At 67.5% G+C, this 17,707-nt stretch carries 18 protein-coding genes and 1 riboswitch; of the genes, 7 read left to right on the top strand and 11 right to left on the bottom strand.

What is annotated here, in order from left to right; all coding sequences use genetic code 11:
* Nucleotides 1-269: 269 nt before the first annotated feature.
* Together lpdA and DPM12_RS24165 are read right to left on the bottom strand one after the other, a co-directional pair.
* Nucleotides 270-1,655 carry a dihydrolipoyl dehydrogenase gene (lpdA, locus tag DPM12_RS17265; protein WP_112259599.1) on the bottom strand — a complete coding sequence of 462 codons (1,386 nt, stop codon included), beginning with the start codon at nt 1,653-1,655 and terminating at the stop codon, nt 270-272.
* Between the two features lie 23 nt (nt 1,656-1,678).
* The gene (locus DPM12_RS24165; protein WP_281269667.1) at nt 1,679-1,807 is read right to left on the bottom strand and encodes a hypothetical protein; all 129 of its coding nucleotides are present in this window, start codon (nt 1,805-1,807) and stop codon (nt 1,679-1,681) included.
* 106 nt (nt 1,808-1,913) lie between these two features.
* Between DPM12_RS24165 and DPM12_RS17260 the strand changes: the two genes are divergently transcribed.
* Nucleotides 1,914-2,237 carry an oxidoreductase gene (locus DPM12_RS17260; RefSeq protein WP_112259583.1) on the top strand — a complete coding sequence of 108 codons (324 nt, stop codon included), beginning with the start codon at nt 1,914-1,916 and terminating at the stop codon, nt 2,235-2,237.
* 109 nt (nt 2,238-2,346) lie between these two features.
* On the opposite strand, the gene DPM12_RS17255 is transcribed toward DPM12_RS17260, so the two are convergent.
* A complete protein-coding gene (locus DPM12_RS17255; protein ID WP_112259582.1) occupies nt 2,347-3,849 on the bottom strand; it encodes a leucyl aminopeptidase in 1,503 nt (500 codons plus the stop codon).
* A gap of 423 nt (nt 3,850-4,272) precedes the next feature.
* Here DPM12_RS17255 and gcvT point away from each other — a divergent pair, with 423 nt between their 5' ends.
* Nucleotides 4,273-5,415 carry a glycine cleavage system aminomethyltransferase GcvT gene (gene gcvT / locus DPM12_RS17250; RefSeq protein ID WP_211659090.1) on the top strand — a complete coding sequence of 381 codons (1,143 nt, stop codon included), beginning with the start codon at nt 4,273-4,275 and terminating at the stop codon, nt 5,413-5,415.
* Between the two features lie 208 nt (nt 5,416-5,623).
* Here gcvT and DPM12_RS17245 read toward each other — a convergent pair whose 3' ends face one another.
* From DPM12_RS17245 to DPM12_RS17225, 5 genes are all read right to left on the bottom strand, one after another.
* Nucleotides 5,624-6,913: an MFS transporter gene (locus tag DPM12_RS17245; protein ID WP_281269668.1), complete on the bottom strand. Its 1,290-nt coding sequence runs from the start codon at nt 6,911-6,913 to the stop codon at nt 5,624-5,626.
* 265 nt (nt 6,914-7,178) lie between these two features.
* On the bottom strand, nt 7,179-8,012 hold the full coding sequence (locus DPM12_RS17240) for an ECF transporter S component (RefSeq protein WP_112259579.1): 834 nt from the start codon (nt 8,010-8,012) through the stop codon (nt 7,179-7,181).
* Nucleotides 8,013-8,032: 20 nt separating this feature from the next.
* A complete protein-coding gene (locus DPM12_RS17235; RefSeq protein ID WP_112259578.1) occupies nt 8,033-9,865 on the bottom strand; it encodes an ABC transporter ATP-binding protein in 1,833 nt (610 codons plus the stop codon).
* Nucleotides 9,862-10,974: an energy-coupling factor transporter transmembrane component T gene (locus DPM12_RS17230; protein ID WP_112259577.1), complete on the bottom strand. Its 1,113-nt coding sequence runs from the start codon at nt 10,972-10,974 to the stop codon at nt 9,862-9,864. Before DPM12_RS17230 ends, DPM12_RS17235 begins: the two co-directional genes overlap by 4 nt.
* Nucleotides 10,971-11,666: an SCO2322 family protein gene (locus tag DPM12_RS17225; RefSeq protein WP_123788499.1), complete on the bottom strand. Its 696-nt coding sequence runs from the start codon at nt 11,664-11,666 to the stop codon at nt 10,971-10,973. Before DPM12_RS17225 ends, DPM12_RS17230 begins: the two co-directional genes overlap by 4 nt.
* A 211-nt stretch (nt 11,667-11,877) precedes the next feature.
* Nucleotides 11,878-11,959, bottom strand: a riboswitch (cobalamin riboswitch).
* Nucleotides 11,960-12,070: 111 nt separating this feature from the next.
* Between DPM12_RS17225 and DPM12_RS23670 the strand changes: the two genes are divergently transcribed.
* Nucleotides 12,071-12,364 (top strand): hypothetical protein, encoded by a 294-nt coding sequence (locus tag DPM12_RS23670; RefSeq protein ID WP_211659089.1) that lies wholly within the window; start codon nt 12,071-12,073, stop codon nt 12,362-12,364.
* A gap of 13 nt (nt 12,365-12,377) precedes the next feature.
* Here the strand turns inward: DPM12_RS23670 and DPM12_RS17215 are convergent, their stop codons facing one another.
* A complete protein-coding gene (locus tag DPM12_RS17215; protein ID WP_211659088.1) occupies nt 12,378-12,890 on the bottom strand; it encodes a GNAT family N-acetyltransferase in 513 nt (170 codons plus the stop codon).
* On the bottom strand, nt 12,887-13,510 hold the full coding sequence (locus tag DPM12_RS17210; protein WP_211659087.1) for a DUF3043 domain-containing protein: 624 nt from the start codon (nt 13,508-13,510) through the stop codon (nt 12,887-12,889). The genes DPM12_RS17215 and DPM12_RS17210 overlap by 4 nt, the downstream gene beginning before the upstream one ends.
* A 122-nt stretch (nt 13,511-13,632) precedes the next feature.
* On the opposite strand from DPM12_RS17210, the gene DPM12_RS17205 reads away from it, so the two are divergent.
* From DPM12_RS17205 to pspAB, 4 genes are all read left to right on the top strand, one after another.
* Nucleotides 13,633-14,427 (top strand): PspA/IM30 family protein, encoded by a 795-nt coding sequence (locus tag DPM12_RS17205; RefSeq protein WP_112259575.1) that lies wholly within the window; start codon nt 13,633-13,635, stop codon nt 14,425-14,427.
* Nucleotides 14,424-14,720 carry a PspA-associated protein PspAA gene (gene pspAA / locus DPM12_RS17200; RefSeq protein ID WP_112259574.1) on the top strand — a complete coding sequence of 99 codons (297 nt, stop codon included), beginning with the start codon at nt 14,424-14,426 and terminating at the stop codon, nt 14,718-14,720. The genes DPM12_RS17205 and pspAA overlap by 4 nt, the downstream gene beginning before the upstream one ends.
* An 83-nt stretch (nt 14,721-14,803) precedes the next feature.
* Complete coding sequence (gene htpX / locus DPM12_RS17195; RefSeq protein ID WP_164465297.1) at nt 14,804-15,706, top strand: zinc metalloprotease HtpX; 903 nt, start codon at nt 14,804-14,806, stop codon at nt 15,704-15,706.
* Between the two features lie 10 nt (nt 15,707-15,716).
* On the top strand, nt 15,717-16,283 hold the full coding sequence (gene pspAB, locus DPM12_RS17190) for a PspA-associated protein PspAB (protein WP_112259573.1): 567 nt from the start codon (nt 15,717-15,719) through the stop codon (nt 16,281-16,283).
* Between the two features lie 121 nt (nt 16,284-16,404).
* Here the strand turns inward: pspAB and nadA are convergent, their stop codons facing one another.
* Nucleotides 16,405-17,580 carry a quinolinate synthase NadA gene (gene nadA, locus DPM12_RS17185; RefSeq protein ID WP_112259572.1) on the bottom strand — a complete coding sequence of 392 codons (1,176 nt, stop codon included), beginning with the start codon at nt 17,578-17,580 and terminating at the stop codon, nt 16,405-16,407.
* Nucleotides 17,581-17,707: the final 127 nt, after the last annotated feature.

The following is a 17,707-nucleotide window of genomic DNA, read 5'->3' as shown; positions in this document are numbered from 1 at the left end:
CTGTTTGAGCCAGCGGGTCACCGTACCCTCGGTGACGCTCTCGCCGAGTGCGGGCAGGGTGACAGAGGTTGCCATCGTTTAGTCCTCTCGACAGTCGTTGACGACCATGAGCCTATGTGACCGTACCGGGCCACCATTGAGCGTATAAGGCGCCCGGCGGGCACCGAGAGCCGCCTCCTCCCCAATCCCATGATCATGAACATTTATGCGCCTCATGGGCCTACTCGTGTTCATGATCATGGGGTCGAGGGTGCCGGGTTTGGAGGCGGTTAGCCGTGTACATGCAACGGCTTGCCGGCCAGTGCGAGATGCGCCTCACCGAGGGCCTCGCTCTGCGTCGGATGCGGATGCACCAGCTGGGCGACCTCGGCGGGCAGGGCCTCCCAGTTGTAGATGAGCTGCGCCTCGGCGATGAGCTCGCCGATGCGCCCGCCCACCATGTGTACGCCGAGCACGGGCCCGTCCACCTCCTGGACGACCTTCACGGATCCCTGCGTCGCCAGGATCTGGCTCCGGCCGTTGCCGGCGAGGTTGTAGTCGAAGGTGGTCACCTTGTCCGTGCCCAGCCGCTCCTGGGCCGCCGCCGCGGTGAGCCCCACGGAGGCGACCTCCGGGTCGCAGTACGTGATGCGCGGGATGCCGGCGTCCTCGACCGGGACCGGGTCGAGCCCGGCGATGTCCTCGGCCACGAAGATCCCGTGTGCGAATCCGCGGTGCGCCAGCTGCAGCCCGGCGACGAGATCCCCGACCGCGTACACGCCCGGAATGCTGGTTCGTAAACGCTCGTCCGTGGCCACGAAGCCGTTGTCGAGCCCGACACCGGTTTCGGAGAAGCCCAGCCCCTCGGTAACTGGCCCGCGGCCGATCGCCACCAGGAGCATCTCGGCTTCCACGGTCTCGCCGTTCTCAAGCGAGACGGATACGCCGTCGTCGGTGTGCTCCACCCCCGCGAACCGGGAGCCCGTCTTGATCGCCATACCGCGTTTGCGGAACGCCCGATCGACGATCTTGGAGCTGGCCTCGTCCTCACCGGGGAGCAACCGTGGCAGCGCCTCGACGATGGTGACCTCGGCGCCGAAGGAGCGCCACACGCTGGCGAACTCCACGCCGATCACCCCGCCACCGAGCACGACGACCGATGCCGGAACCCGGTCCAGTTCGAGCGCCTCGTAGCTCGTCAGTACCTTCGACCCGTCGATGTCGAGCCCGGGCAGGCTGCGCGCGTGGGAACCCGTGGCCAGGACGATGTGCCTGCCGGTGTAGCGCGTGCCGTCGACCTCCACCGTGTTCGGGCCGACGAGGCGGCCGGCGCCTTCGACGAGATTGACCTTGTTGGCCTTCACCAGGCCCTGCAAGCCCTTGTGAAGCCGGCCCACAACGCCGTTCTTGTACTCGTTGACCTTGGCCATGTCGATTCCGGTGACGGTGCTCGTGACGCCGAACCGTTCACCGTCGCGGGCGACGTCGGCCACCTCGGCCGCGTGGAGCAGCGCCTTCGTGGGGATGCACCCGTAGTGCAGGCACGTCCCGCCAACCTTGTCCTTCTCGACGAGGGTCACGCTCAGGCCGAGCTCGGCCGCCCGGAAGGCCGCGGCGTAACCGCCACTTCCGCCGCCCAGAACGATTACATCGACTTCGCTTGCCTCACTTGCCATCGCTGCCACGTCTGCTCCTCGCGTCATTGCTCAACCAGGGCCACGTACATCATCCGACGTGTCGGCTCGCCGATGCGACCCGCCTGCCGGTCCCGCAGGTACTGGCCCTTCCGCGCCCGTGCCTCGCGCCCGCTGGCTGTCGTCGCTCGCACGCGGCGTAGCCTGCCCGATCATCCGTGAGGGCCCGGGAAGTGCGAGCATGGACAGGAGGCGTAGCGGTACTGTCGGGAAATCAAGGCAGGCAATGGAGGATCTCACATGCGGTTGTTCCGCCGGCGACGCAAACAGGGAGACGGCAGCCTGGACCGGGCGGCCGACGACGAAGACACGAAGCACCTCAAGGAGTTCGCCAACTCCCGTCAGGGCGTCGAGGCATTCGTCGAGCCGCCGACGACCATGACGTCCACCACGGTCGTGCTGGTCGCTCACGACGGGGAGTGGACCCGGCGCCGGGTGCGGGACGCGGCCGCGGCGCACGAACTTGCCCACAAGCTGCGTATCCCCGCCTACGACGCGCAGGTCGTCGGATATCCCCAGCGGATGCGGGAATGGAACCGCCAGGCTCGTAACCGTGGCGTGTAGTTCGTTCCCGCCAGGTTTGCGCCCGGCTGGTGTGCGCCCGCCACGGCGGATTCGCGGGCGCATGACCACCGCCAGCCGCGATGCTTTTCGCCAGCCGCGATGCTTTTCGTCAGGCCCTGCCGTCCGCCACGTCGTCGATGATCTGTACGAGTGTCCGCACCGCCGTGCCCGTGGCGCCCTTGGGCGTGTAGCCGAATGCCGCGGTTTCGTTGAACGCCGGTCCGGCGATGTCGAGATGTGCCCAGTCCACGCCGGCTGGCACGAACTCTTTGAGGAACAGACCCGCCTGTAGCGCCCCGCCGTTGCGGTCCCCGATGTTGGCGATGTCTGCCACCTGGGAGTCCAGCTTCTCCCGGAGATCGGACGGAAGCGGCAAGGGCCACATCTGCTCGCCGCTGCGTTCCGCCGCGCTGTACACCGTGCGCAACAGCTCGTCGTTGTTCGCCATGATGCCGGCGACCCGCGTTCCGAGGGCGACGACGGCCGCGCCAGTCAGTGTCGCGACGTCGATGATGAGATCGGGTTCGTCCTCGCCGGAGCGGGCGAGCGCGTCGGCCATGACCAGCCGGCCCTCGGCATCCGTGTTGAGGACCTCGACGGTCTTGCCCCCGTAGATGGTGATGACATCGGAGGGGCGTTGTGCCTTTCCGGACGGCATGTTCTCGGCCATGGCCGCGTATGCGGTGACGGCGACCCTCGGCGCCAGCTCGGCCACGGCCAGCATGGCCGCCACGACGGCGGCGGCGCCGCCCATGTCACTCTTCATCGTCTGCATGCCCTCGGACGACTTGAGGGAGATGCCGCCGGTGTCGAAGGTGATGCCCTTGCCGACCAGGACGACGTGCTTCTTCGCGCGCGCTGGCCGGTAGGACATGCGGATCAGCCGGGGCGGATTGTCCGAGCCCTGGCCGACGCCGATCAGGCCGCCGTATCCGCCGCGCGCCAGGGCCTTCTCGTCGAGCACCTCGACGTTGAGCTTGGTGCCTTTGGCCAGTTTGGTGCTCGTCTCCGCGAACGATTTCGGGAAGAGATCACGGGGCGGCGTGTTCACCCAGTCCCGCGCCCGGTTGACCGCCGCGGCCACGACTTCGGCCCGGGATACGGAATCCTTGACGGCCTTCGCCTTCACCCCCGGGCCGACGACGGTGATCGCCCCGAGCCGTTCCGTGCCGTCGCCTGTCTTGTACTCGTCGAAGCTGTAAACACCGAGAGAAACACCCTCGACGACAGCCGCGGCGTCGCCGTCGCCCTCCAGCGGCAAGGCGAAGGCGGCGCTCGCGGTGCCGCTCAGTGCACGCGCCGCCGTGCCGGCGGCCCGGCGCAGCACCTCGCGGCGTCCCGCAGTGCCGGGCTCACCAGGAGAACCGGTCCCGACCGCAACGACGACGGGAGCCTTGGTCTTGCCCTGCGTGGGTAGCTTGACGACCTCGTCCGCCTTGCCGGTGGCGCCGAGCCTCGCGAGCGTGTCCCGAAGTGATCCCTTGAGTGCCTTGTCTACTGGTTCGGCGCCCGGTAGGAGGTTCGGGCCGGTGTCGTCGGCGCTGGTCGCGACCACGATGGCATCGACCTTGAGTCCGGTTGGGTTGGCAGAGGACAAGGTAACGGTGCTCACGATTCTCCCTGGCGTCGTACTGCAAGGTCGGGACACGATGCTACTCGCTCGTCCTCCGGTCGTTGGTGTGCGACGGCCGCGACGGCGGGCAATCTTCTGGTGCGGCCTTGAAGGACAACTGGTGTGGCCCTGAAGGCAACTTCGATGCCGAGACGTGTGAGAACTGGCCTGAAATGCGGAATCCTTGCATGCCTGGGTGTCGAAGTCGCACGGTGTGCGGTTTCGTCGTGGTGATCACGTGAGACGGAGGGTCAGCACGCGAGGTTCACGGCTGGCCCCTGACCGGATCATTTGGCCTGTCATGGTAAGGATGGCCAACGACATATGACGGATTGACGAGGTCTCGCGCTTGCACTCACATGACGGCACGAACCGTTATGGTGCTACCGAGTATCGTGACGATGAACGAGGGAGACGGTGAGTGTGACCACCCACGAAGACGAGGTCACGTCCGGCTCGAACGAGGAGCCCGACGTGCCTGAGGAACTTGCCAGGACGGCTCTGTACGAGCGCCACGTCGAACTCGGCGCGAAATTCGCGGCATTTGGCGGGTGGGAAATGCCGCTGCAATACCAGGGGATTGTCGATGAGCACAATGCTGTACGCGGGGAGGTCGGACTCTTCGACGTCAGCCACCTCGGCAAGGTCAGCATCATTGGACCGGGTGCCCGTGCGTTCGTCGACTCGTGCCTGACGAATTCCTTGGACAAGATCGAAGCAGGCGAGGCTCAGTACACACTCTGCTGTGACGAGTCCGGCGGCGTGGTCGACGACATGATCGTCTACCTGCGCTCGGACGAGGAGCTCATGCTCGTTCCCAACGCGGCGAACAGCGACGAAGTCGTACGACGGCTCACCGAGGCGGCACCCGAGGGCGTCGACGTGCGCGATCATCAGCGCCGCTACGGCATACTCGCGCTTCAGGGCCCGAACTCCGACGCCGTGCTGGCGGCGTTGTGGATTCCGGTCGGGCACGATTACATGTCGTTCGTCGATGCACATTTCCACGAGATCCCCATCACGGTGTGCCGTACCGGCTACACGGGTGAACGCGGCTACGAACTGATCATTCCGTGGGATGACGTCCATGTGCTCTGGGATGCACTGATCGCGGCCGGAGAACCGCAAGGCGTGGTGCCCTGCGGGCTGGGCGCACGGGACACCCTGCGCACGGAGATGGGCTATCCGTTGCATGGCCAGGACCTGTCGAAGGAGATCAGCCCCTTTCAGGGCCGTGCCGGATGGGCCGTGGCGCTGTCCAAGCCCAGCTTCTGGGGCCGGGATGCGCTGGCACGAGAGAAGGAATCCGGCCCGGCTCGCCGCCTGCGAGGAATTCAGGCGCTCGACCGCGCCATCCCGCGCCCGGGCATGACGGTGACGGCCGGGAATTCCGGTACCGGCACGGTGACCTCCGGCACGTTCTCGCCGACGCTTCGCCAGGGCATCGGGCTGGCGTTGTTGCCGAGTGAGGTATCCGAGGGTGACCAGGTGACGGTCGACATCCGTGGCCGCTCCGAGTCGTTCGAGGTGGTGCGGCCGCCGTTCGTGAAGTCGTCACCGTCCTGACCTGGAAAATCCCGGACGGATAGCTCGCCGGATTCGCTGGATGTTTCGCGGATACTGCGCGAACCAGCCGAGCCGGAGACCCCGCCGAGCCGGATGGTGAACTGGTGGGAGTTGGGCTCCGGTGATTCGATCACCGGAGCCCAACTCCTATCCGGACCGGGGCTTGCCTGCTATCGCTCGTGGATATGCCGCGTTCGCACGAGCGTGTTCACTCCGTATGTTGTTGCGAGGTCTCCTCTGTTGTGGCGTCGTCGGGCAGCGTGAGCGAGCGCGGAGCCCGGCGTAGTGGGGACATCCACGCTGTCGCTGTAGCGATCACCAGGCTGATCTGGCAGAGCAGCAGCGCGGTGCCAACGGCGAGGTGATCGGCGAGCACGCCCACCACCAGCGCACCCAGCGGAAAACCCGATCCGAACGACGTCATCCGGCCAATGGTCATGACCCGACCCATGAGCGGTTCGGGCGTGACTTGCTGGCGCAGGGTGACCGAATTCGCCGCCACCACCATGTAGGCGATGCCCCAGCAGGCGAGTGCGGGAAGGCCGGCGGTCCACGTCGTCGACACGGCGGTGACCGCGCCTCCAGCACCGCACAGAGGTAGGAACGCCAGCGCGGTGCGCACGCCACCGAGCCGTCGGACCAGCACGGGCATGAGGAAGCTGCCGACGATTCCCCCGACGCCCCACGAGGCGAAGACGAACCCGAGCCGCCAGTCGCCCTCTTCGATACCGAGGCTGCGATCTGCCCAGACGACGAGGATCCCGACGAGCGAGCCGCCGCTGAAGGCGACGAGTGAGCCGATCACCGTCATGTATCTCAGTACGGGATGGCCGATGAGGAAACGGATCCCTTCGGCGATCGCCGCGCGGCCACCGGCGGAGGTGCCGTCGCGGGGCCTGCTCAGTGGTCGCGTGATGGCCCGGATAAGAAGTGCCGAGGCGACGAAGGTCACGGAATCGATCACGAGGAGGGAGGATGGCGCGATCGCGACGAGCATCAATCCCGCGACAGCTGGAACGGTCGCCTCGATGACGGTGCCGCCGCCGGCGATCAGGGAATTGGCAGCCGGCAGCCGTTGGCGCACGACAAGGGATGGCAGGGCACCGAGGTTGGCGGCGTCGAAGAACACGAAGATGGTCTGGGCGGCCAGTGCCACGAACAGGACATGCGGGGCGGTGAGCGCGCCGAACCAGCTGGCTATCGGGATGGAGATGAGTACGAGGGCGGCGGCGAGGTCGGCGCCGATCATGACGGCCTTGCGTTCGAATCGATCCGCCAGCAAGCCCGCCCACAAGCCGGTGAGTAAATACGGGAGTCCTTCGGCCACGGCCACCAAGGCCGTCCACGTTGCCGAGCCGGTGATGCCGTAGACGAGTACGGGCATGACTACATAGGTGATGGCCGAGCCCGCTAGTGACACGAGCCGTGCGGCGACGTAACGCCGAAGGTTAGGCTCGTGAAGTAACGGGCGATCCGGCCCGTTGGAAGGTGTCCGCACACTGACCCCGCCCGCCAGAGTCACGAAAGATTTACCTGTGAGACAACTATATGACTGACTCGTTGTCAAGTCTGCTGGTGTAGATCATCGAGCCACGAGGCAGGGCGAATGACGGGGGACGCGGTCGGACTGCCGCCGTCGTCCCCTGTGCGTCGGCGACAGTCCTCCCGCGCTATCAAACGAGACGACGACCTCCGGGGGAGATGACGCGTGACGTACGTCATGCCGGCGATCCGCCGGCAGCGCGCGTCATGTCGTCATCGATCTAACGCAGGTCGAACCGGGCGCGCCGGGCAGCTCGGCGCAGGGAGGTGAGGACCGTGCTGCCGGCCACCAGGCAGAGCACGGTGGTGAACACGGCGCGCATCAAGTCCCAGCCGAGCGACGTGGCCAGGACGAATCCCAGGTAGCGGGCGGCATTGTCGGATAGCGGGTCACCGGGGACGAAGCTGATGTCGGATCCAGTATGGGCGAGGAACGGCCAGAACCACATGTTGATCAGGAGGCCATACACCAGGCCGGACAGCGCGCCGTAGGCGGCGAGCATCCAGATCTCCGCACGTCCGCGCAGGGGTGGCAGCATGCCCGCGAACAGCGCGATCCAGCTCGCTGCCAGCATCTGGAACGGCAGCCAGGGCCCTACCCCGCCGGTAATCAGCGCGCTGGTGAGCAACGTCAGCTGCCCCAGCACGAAGCCGAATCCCGGTCCGAGTGCCCGACCGGCGAGCACGAACAGGAAGAAGACGGGTTCGATACCGCCCCCGCCGCCGCCCAGGACCCGCAGTCCGGTGCCGACGGCGGAGAGCACGCCGAGCAGCGCGACCGACTTCGCGTCCATGGTGCCCTCGGCCAGCTGGGCCAGCACGATGAGGAGCAGGAGTGGAAGGAGGGCGGCGAACAGCCAGGGAGCGTCGGAGGATCGGGCGAGCGCGGCGTCGGCGTCGATGTACAGCGGCCAGGTGAACGCCACGACGCCCAGGATGGACACGAGCGCCACGGCTGTTGCGCTCCGTGGCCCCAGGGGCATGGCGACCGCCCCCACGTGCCTGCCACCCCCGTCGCCCTCACCCCGATGATCATGAACACTTGTGGTTCTCATAGAGCGCTTAGTGTTCATGATCATGGGGTGGGGGCGGAGGGGGAGTGGAGGGCTGCCTCGACCTCGCTCACCGTCAGCCAGGACTGCGGCGCGAGAATCTTGGCTACTTGCGGTGCGAAGACGGGAGAGCCGACCACCACGTCGGCCGTGGGCCCGTCGGCGACCAACTCGCCGTCGGCAACGACGACGACGCGGGTGGCGAGCTCTGCGACGAGTTCGACGTCATGCGTGGCCAGGACCACGGCGTGCCCGTCGGCCGCCAGGCGGCGAATGATGATCGCCAGCCGTTGCTTGGCCGCGTAGTCGAGCCCGCGGGTGGGCTCGTCGAGCAGGACGAGCGGCGGTCGCGCCACGAGAACCACCGCGAGCGCGAGTGCCAGGCGCTGGCCCTCGGACAGGTCACGAGGGTGCCGCCCGTCGGTGATGTCGGGAGCCAGCTCGTGCAGTAGCGCGCGGCAGCTTCCTTCCGGGACGCCGGCGTCGCGATCGGCAGTCAGGCACTCGGCTCCGGTGCTGTCCGCATAGAGCAGGTCTGCCGGATCCTGGGGGACGAGTCCGGCGACCCGGATGACGGTGGCCGGATCGTTGTTCCGGGGGTCGATGCCGCCGGTGCGGATCTGCCCGGCGGCCGGTGTCACCATCCCGACGGCCGCTGCGAGCAGTGACGACTTCCCGGCGCCGTTGCGGCCCATCACGGCGACGATCTCGCCAGCGCGCACGTCCAGGCTGACGTCCCGCAACGCGACCGTCTCTCCATACTGGACGGCCAGCTCGGAGATGCTGCAGAGGGTCTCGTCGCCCGGAAGGCTGCCGGCAGCATGGCGAGTGCGCCGGCGCAGCAGACGTGCCAGCCGCGAGCGGGCCCCGCCTGCCAGCCGGGAGCGGGTTCCGTGCGCGGGTCGTGCGGGTGCGTGCGGCGGCGCCGGGCCGTCGTCCACGGTGGCGTGCACCGGGGTTGCCCGGCCCCGCGATCGAGGCCGCGCGCGCCACACGTCGTCGGCCGCCGCGGAAGCCACATGCGGGACACGAGCCGGTTCGAGCTCGACGAGCCGCTCCCGCAGTGGCGCGGCCGCGCGCCGGGCATCCCGGACGGACAGGGGAAGTGGCGACCACCCGGCCAGGCGTCCCAGCTCGACCACCGGCGGGGCCACCGGAGCGGTCTCCATGATGGCCGCAGGTTCCCCGGCGACGGCGCTGCCGCTTCCCGGCAGGTGCACGATGTGATCGGCGTACTGCACGACGCGTTCCAGCCGGTGTTCGGCGAGAAGCACCGTGGTCCCGAGATCGTGGACCAGCCGGTGCAAGGCCGCGAGCACGTCCTCGGCCGCCTGCGGATCGAGAGCGGACGTGGGCTCGTCGAGAACCAGGATCCGCGGGTGCGCGATGAGGGCGGCGCCGATGGCGACACGCTGGCGCTGCCCGCCCGAGAGCGTCGTGATCGCCCGACGACGCACGTCAGCCAGCCCCAGCAGGTCGAGTGTCTCCTCGACCCGGCGCCGCATGACGTCGGGCGGCAACCCGAGCCACTCCATACCGAACGCCAGCTCGTCCTCGACGATCTCGGCGACGACGCCGGCGCGTGGGTCCTGACCGACGAAGCCGACGACGTCGGCGAGATCACGAGGGCGGTGTTCCCGGGTGTCTCGCCCGTCGACGAGTACCCGGCCGGTCACCGTACCCCCGGTGAAGTGCGGCACCAGTCCGTTGACCGTTCGCAGGAGCGTGGATTTGCCGGTGCCCGTCTGCCCGACCACGAGGCAGAGTTCGCCCTCGGCCACGTGGACGTCGACGTCGCGCAGCACGGGCGTGGCCGCCCCGTCGTACTGCACGGATACCCGATCGAAGATGATCACGATGGTGCCTCCGTGGCCATCCGGGGTGGTGGGGGAGAGGCCCAGGCGGGCAGCAAGGCAGCCAGCGCACCGGCGGCGGCAAGCAGGGGAATCCCTGGCACGATCAGGGGCACCACCATGACGTCCATGCCGGGGTCGCCTCGTACCGCGGCGACGATGAAGCTGGCGGCCACGACCGCACCCGAGCCGACCACGAGCCACTCGGGGAGCCGCCAGGGGTCAGGCCGGTAGCGGGTGCGCAGCGAACCCCGACCGCCCAGCACGAAGCCACTCACGGCCAGGACGAGGCCCACGCCGAGCCCGACGGGTCCGACACCGGAGGCCACACCGCCGTTGAGCAGCCCGTACATGCCGATACAGATACCAATGAGCCCGGTCAGCACCAGCGGGCCGGATGAGCGCCGGTAGCGCGGGTGGATCGCCGCGGCACGGCCGAAGCCGCGTGAGTCCATCGCTGCCGCGAGATCCAGGGACCGCTCCAGCGATCCTTCCAGCACGGGCTTGCCGATGCGCGAGATCAGCCGCACACCGCGGAGCCGGCGTCCGCGGAGCTGGTGGGCGCGGCGGATGCGCCCGGCGTCTTCCACCAGGCGGGGCGCGAACGTCATGGCGACGACGAGTGCCACCCCGACCTCGTACAGGGCGCCAGGCACCGACCGCAGCAGCCGCCTGGCATCTGCCAGCGCGTTGGCCGCGCCGATGCAGGCGAGGATCGCGGCGAGGCGCAGGCCGTCATATAACGCGAGCATGGTCGCTTCCAGCGTGACCGGGCCACCGACCTTGATGCCGGCGGCCCACTCGGGCAAGGTCAGCTCGGGCAGCCGGAACAGGACGGTGGAACCGCCCGGTGACGAGACGAAGAGCATGTGGATTCCCACGCGGATCCCGAGCACCAGGAGCCCGAGCTTGAGAAACGCGACGAACGATCTGCTCCACGGCTCCGAGCCGCGCCGCGCCGCGACAACATACGCCGCGGCCGCGATGAGCAGCAGGAGCAGCACGGGGTTCGTGGTACGGCTGGCTGCCGTGGCCAGACCCAGCGCCCACAGCCACCACGCGCCCGCATGCAACGCCCGCGGCAGGCGCAGATCGCCCATCGTCGAATTCATTCGCCCCGCGTGCGGCGCATCCGGACCAGGGCGGCAACGCCCACGGCCACGACGGCCGCGATCCCCGCGATGAGCGCGACGTCCGGTACGCCATCATCATCGGAGGCGTCGCCGGCAGCATCGTCCTCGGAGTGGTCGGGCATGGCGAGCTCGACCGTTTCCTCGTCATCGCTCGGTACCGGACCGTCGACGGACCCACCGCAGCCGGTTTCGGGATAGCCGTCGATTCCGCAGGTCATTCCATCGTCGCCGAGGCGTACGTCGGCGACGGCGGCGAGCACGTCAGCGCCGGAGGCGTCGTCGGCGACGACGGCGCACTCACCCCGCGGTGCCGGTGGCTCCTCGCCGTCCGGAGCGTCGTCGGCCACGCCGTAGTCGATGACGACGGCGACCCGCTTCTCCCCGTCGCCGGCGCTGGCTCCGTCGCAGATGTCGGCAAAGACGTCACCGGTGCGAGGCATCCGGGCCGACGTCTCGTCACCGATGGCATGACGCCAGCCCTCGATCGCGCCGTCCTCGGGCACGGTGTCGGCCGGACCGGCGGAGGCGAATGCCCATTCACCGCCCGACCACTGGTAGTAGCTCCAATAGCGGTACGCGTCGGCCTGTGCCGGACTGGCCAGGGCGAGCGCGAGGAACAGCGCGGTGAACACGGACAGCGCCGGCCGTATCGTTCGTTTTAACAGACGCATCGGTCGAGCCCTTTCGTTGAGCGGTCCTGTGACGAGGGTCCGAACCGCGTGCACCGTGGGCGCGACCGTGCGCCGGGGCCTGGCGTGTTCCGCCCCTCGTCCCGCAGACCTCGACGGAACATGGAGCCGCTCGCATCCACGTCAGGCATTCCGGCTCGCCGCGTCATGGACACCGGAGTTCAGCTCGCCCCGGACGGATGGGACTCCGGCAGGGTGTCCCCGCCGGGGCGGGATGCTCCTCTGGTGCGCGGCCTACGGTTGCGGGTCAGCGTCGGATTCCGACCGACTTCCCCTGACTGGGTGCGTAGAGGTAATACGACTGTCGCACGTGGCGCTCGTGCAGGTCAAAACGCCGCATCGGGGAGTCGCCGGCAGGCCGGGTGTGCTCGCTGGCAGGATCGGGCATGCAGGACGTCGTACGGTCACCGGCGTATGCGATGCTCGTCACAACCGCGACAGAGGAGGCGAGGCCGGTCATGACGTGGTACTGGCGGTTCCTGGACCCGGACGGCGAGCTCATGAAGGACGACGATGGCGGCCCGGCCGGACGGGGTGTCGAGTTTCCCACCCAGTCCGATGCGGAGAGCTGGATCGGCGAGCACTGGCGGCACCTCGCCGAATCCGGTGTGGACTCGGTGATCCTCTACGAGGACGAGCGCCAGGTCTACGGGCCGATGAGCCTCCAGCCTCCGGAGTAGACCTGGCAGGCGGTCACGATTGCGCGGCCGTTCTGCTGGCGAGGTCGAGATCCTTGCCGAAGTAGCGGCTGCTGTGACTGTGCGCGTGATAGCCGAACGGCTCGGTGTCGCTGTAGCCACTGGAGGTGTACAGGGCGATCGCCTCCGGCTGTTTCGTGCCCGTCTCCAGCACGAGCCGCCGGTACCCGGCCGATACCGCCCGGGCTTCGAGTTCGGCCAGCAGCCGGCGCGCATGCCCGCCGCCGCGGTGTTCGTGGGAGACATACATGCGTTTGATCTCGGCGATGCCGGTGTCGTATCTCCGGAACCCGCCCGATGCCACGGGCTCGTTCCCGAGGAAACCCACGAGGAACTCGCCGTGGGGTGGCTCGAACTCCTCAGGCGAGATGGGCGCGTCGTCGTCCCCGCCGTAGCGAGCGACGTACTCCTGTTGCAGCTCGTCTTCGAGCGCGCGGACGACGGGATCGGAATAGCGCAGCGCGCGGATGCGAATCTCCGCGGAGGCATCTTTGCCAATACGGGTCACACCAGATCTCCAGGCTTGACAGCAGGCTTCGGCAGCCTCAGGCGGCGGATTTGCATCGCGCGCATGAGGGCATAGAACGTGTGGCCACGTCCCGTGTCGTCCGGGAACCTCTTGCGGAACTCGCGCTTCACCCGGATGCCGAGAACGGTCATGTCGACGATCAACATGACCATCACGACCAGCCACAACGCCATCATGAACAGCTGTACCTGCACGATCGGGACGAAGTTTCCCAGCAGGATCACGATGATGAGAGGCAAGAAGAACTCGCCGACGGTGCGCCGGGAGTCCACGTAGTCGCGGAGAAACTTGCGCTCGGGTCCCCGGTCTCGTTCGAGGTAGTACTTCTCGTCACCGGTGGTCATCGCCTTGCGCGCGCGGGCTCGTTGTTCTTTGACTCGCTGCCGCTCCCTGCGCATGGCTTCGCGCTTGTTCAGCGGCGGCTTCACCCGCTCCTTGCGCGCCTTCTCGGCCTCGGTGCGTTTGGGTGTGGGACGGCCCTTGCGCGGCGGTTGATCCCGGGCATCGCCGTTGGAACGATTGCCCTGCTCAGGACCACCGACGGTGGGCGTTTCCGGAGCTTCCTCCGGAAGTTTGGAGTCTGATCGGCGACGGAACACATATCCAGGGTAGGTCAGGATGGCAACCTCCCCTGCCATCATGGGGGTAGACGCCGTAGGCTAGAGGTGCGAACACGTTTCAGACGTTCAATCCAACGCTCGAGAAAGGGCTACCTGGCCACATGGGGATCCTCCAGCGAATGTCCATGATCTTCCGGGCCAAGGCCGACAAGGCGCTCGACAGCGCCGAGGACCCCCGGGAGACTCTCGACTACTCGTACAAGAAACAGCTCGAAATGCTGCAGAAGGTGCGCCGTGGCGTGGCGGACGTCGCCACGAGCCGCAAGCGGATCGAAGTCCAGATGAACCAGCTGCAGCAGCAGGCCGAGAAGCTGCAGGGACAGGCCAAGCAGGCGATGTCGCACGGTCGTGAGGACCTGGCCCGGGAAGCGTTGACGCGCCGCTCCGGGCTGGAGAACCAGCTCAACGACCTGCGTTCGCAGCACGAGGCACTGCAGGGCGAAGAAGAGAAGCTCACCACGGCCGCGCAGCGGCTGCAAGCCAAGGTCGAGTCGTTCCGGACGAGGAAGGAATCGATCAAGGCCACCTACACGGCAGCCGAGGCGCAGACGCGCGTCGGTGAAGCCTTCAGTGGCATCTCCGAGGAGATGAGCGACGTCGGCATGGCGATCGAGCGGGCCGAGGACAAGACAGCCTCGATGCAGGCTCGCGCGGGAGCGATCGACGAGCTGCTCGCCTCCGGTGCGCTCGAGGACGCAACAGGAACGTCGAAGGACGACCTCAGCGCCGAGCTCGACCGCCTGTCCTCGACGGGCGACGTCGAACTTGAGCTGTCCCGGATGAAGCAAGAGATCGAAGGCGGTTCCTCGGAAGCGCCGAAGCAGATCGAGGGTGAATCGGGATCAGCCGACACGACCGTCGCGCCGGAGACGCAGCGTGAGGAGGGCCAGCGGTGATCGTCAGGATCATGGGGGAAGGGCAGCTACGGATTGCCGACGAGCACTTTCCCGAGTTGAACCGTCTCGACGACGAGCTCGGTGACGCGATCGAGTCCGGCGATGATGAGCTGTTCCGCGCGGCTCTCGTGAAATTGCTGGAGGAGGTTCGCAGGGTGGGCACCCCGGTGCCTGACGACGAGCTGGTCGACAGCGATCTCGTGTTGCCGTACGCGGAGGCACACGTCGACGAGGTCCGCAGTCTGCTCACGGATGAAGGATTGATCCCGGCCGAACCGCCCACCACCCGCTGAGCGGCGTTTCGGAACTCACCGGCGCATCCGGGCGTTGTGTATGACCGGATGGGTTTTTTCGGTATTCGCAGGAGGAACGTACCGTGGCACGGAGCAAGTTCGCCCCTGATCGCGGCCTGACCGTGCGCATGGTGGCGACGATGGTCCTGCTGGCACTGCTCTACGTGGTGCTCGTCGGGGCCATCTCGCTGTTCTCGGGTATCTGGCTGCTCGGCATCCTGATCGGCCTCGGGGCCCTGTGGGCACAGTGGTACTTCTCCGATCGGCTCGCCCTGTCGGCCATGCGGGCCCGCGAGGTGTCGCCGGCGGAGGATCCCCAGTTGCATGCGATGATCGACCGCTTGTGCGCGCTGGCGGACATGCCCAAGCCGAAGGTGGCGGTGGCCGACACGGACCTGCCGAACGCCTTTGCTGCCGGGCGCAGCCCGGACCGCGCGGTCGTCTGCGTCACGTCGGGCTTGCGCCGGCGCCTCGAGGAGCGGGAGATGGAAGCGGTCCTCTCGCACGAGCTCTCGCACGTGGCGCATCGCGACGTCCTGGTGATGACCATCGCCTCCGTGGTCGGCGTGCTCGCCGGACTCATCACCCGGATCGTCTTCTACAGCAGCCTGTTCGGCGGCCGGAGCCGCGACAACAATGGTGCACCGGTGATCCTCATCATCATGCTGGTGGCAGCCGTCGTCTATTTCGTGAGCTTCCTGCTCACGCGCTTGCTGTCGCGCTATCGGGAACTCGCCGCAGACCGGGCCGGAGCCGTGCTGACCGGCCAGCCGTCGGCGCTGTCCAGCGCGCTGACGAAGATCTCCGGTGACATGGCGCGCATCCCCACCAAAGACCTGCGTGCCGCGGAACCGTACAACGCGTTCTTCTTCGTCCCGGCGCTGACCAACAAGATGGATATCGCAGCGTTGTTCGCCAGCCACCCGAAGCTGGAGAAGCGGCTGGAACAGCTGGATAAGATCTCCGTGCAGCTCGGCCGGGAGTAGGTAACGGCTGATGGGTTTCTGGGACGCGATCTTCGGTAGATCCAAGCGGGTCGAGCCGAACCTCGATGCCTTGTTCGCGCTGCCCACCGCGGCGCTGACGCTTGAAGCTTCGGCGGAGATGCATCCGACCGGTGTCGGCGCGGTTTGCTTCCGTCAGGCCGAGGGCGGGCCGTTCGCACGGCTGAAAGACGACATCACGCAACTGCTCGACGGAGCCGAGCCAGAGCAGATGGACGACGATTACGGCTACACGTGGCTGGTCGTGAAGCGCTCGCCAGATGACATGACCGCGCTGTGCACCGATCTGCACGCGGTGAACTCCACTCTGGAGGCGGCCGGCTTCGGCCCGTCGTTGTTGTGTACCACCATCGGACTGCGCTCGGACGACGGCCGGGGGCTCGCGCTCGTGTACCTGTACAAGCGCGGCACTTTCTACCCGTTCGCCCCGGTGGACAGCAGGGCCCAGCGGCGCGACAACGCGCTGGAGCTGCAGGTCCGCGCCATCGTCAGCGGCGATCTGGCGATCGAGAAGGACGTCAGCCGCTGGTTCCCGGTATGGGGTGCCCCCGGCCTCTGAGACGATGCCTCTCGCTGATCATCGCTTCTTGCTGATCATCAACGTTCGCCTACATGGACGTGTTCACCGTCGTCAAGGATCACGGACGCCGACGACGGCGTGAGCATCGATGCTGGCCGGGTCAGCTCGGCATTGCCAGCATGCGATCCAACGCGACACGGGCCCAGTGCGTGGTGTCGGCATCCACCTCGATCTGGTTGACCACCCTTCCTTCCACCAGGTTCTCGAGTGCCCACACCAGATGGGGCAAGTCGATGCGGTTCATGGTGGAGCAGAAGCAGACGTTTCGGTCCAGGAACACGACGTTCTTGTCCGGGTGCCGGTCCGCGAGCCGCTTGACCAGGTTCAGCTCGGTGCCCACCGCCCAGGCGGTGCCGGACGGGGCGTCGGCGATGGTCTTGATGATGTACTCGGTGGAGCCGATGTAGTCGGCTCGGGTCACGACGTCGTGCGTGCACTCCGGATGGACCAGCACGTTCACGCCGGGAATCCGGTCTCGCACCTCGGCCACCGAGTCGGCGGTGAAGCGCCCGTGTACCGAGCAGTGACCCCGCCAGAGGAGTATGCGTGCCCGGCGCAGGTCCTCATCGGTGACACCGAAGTCCGGCTTGTGGGGGTCCACCACCACGCAGTCGTCGAGGGACATGCCCATCTTCAGGACCGCCGTGTTGCGTCCCAGGTGCTGGTCGGGAAAGAAGAGCACCTTCTCGCCCTGCTCGAAGGCCCACTCCAGGGCGCGCTGGGCGTTGCTCGAGGTGCAGACGGCACCGCCGTTGCGCCCGCAGAACGCCTTGATGTCGGCCGACGAGTTCATGTACGTGATGGGCACGGTGGACGCGGCCACGCCGGCGTCGGTAAGCCTGGCCCACGCGTCCTCGACCTGGAGGATGCGTGCCATGTCGGCCATCGAGCAGCCGGCGGCCAGATCGGGGAGGATGACCCGCTGGTGATCTGCGGTGAGCATGTCCGCGGACTCGGCCATGAAATGGACGCCGCAGAACACGATGTACTCGGCGTCCGGCCGGGCCGCGGCGTCGCGGGCCAACTTGAACGAGTCGCCGGTCACGTCGGCGAACTGGATCACTTCGTCGCGCTGGTAATGGTGTCCGAGGAGGAAAGCGCGATCTCCCAGCGCTTCGCGTGCGCGCCGGGCCCGGTCCACCAGATCGGGATCGCTGGCGGCGGGAAGGTCACCGGGGCATTCGACACCGCGTTCGGATTCCGGGTCGGCCCCCTGGCCGAGCAGGAGCAGCGGCAGCGGATTGGTCGTTGAGGATGGTGCTGGAGTCACGGTCACGGCTCGTCAATCCTTCGTCCGACGTTGCGCGCTGGCATCATCGTCAGCTTCCTTGCACGCAGTGGGCGCATCGGGTGCCGTCGACATGCCCGTCGACCCGGTCCAGCCGGCCCGTTCGACACGGTCT

This window comes from Phytoactinopolyspora halophila, assembly GCF_003287285.1.
GTDB lineage: Bacteria > Actinomycetota > Actinomycetes > Jiangellales > Jiangellaceae > Phytoactinopolyspora_A > Phytoactinopolyspora_A halophila.
Note: the sequence above shows the minus strand (reverse complement) of the source record. Positions and strands in the feature narration are given on the sequence as shown.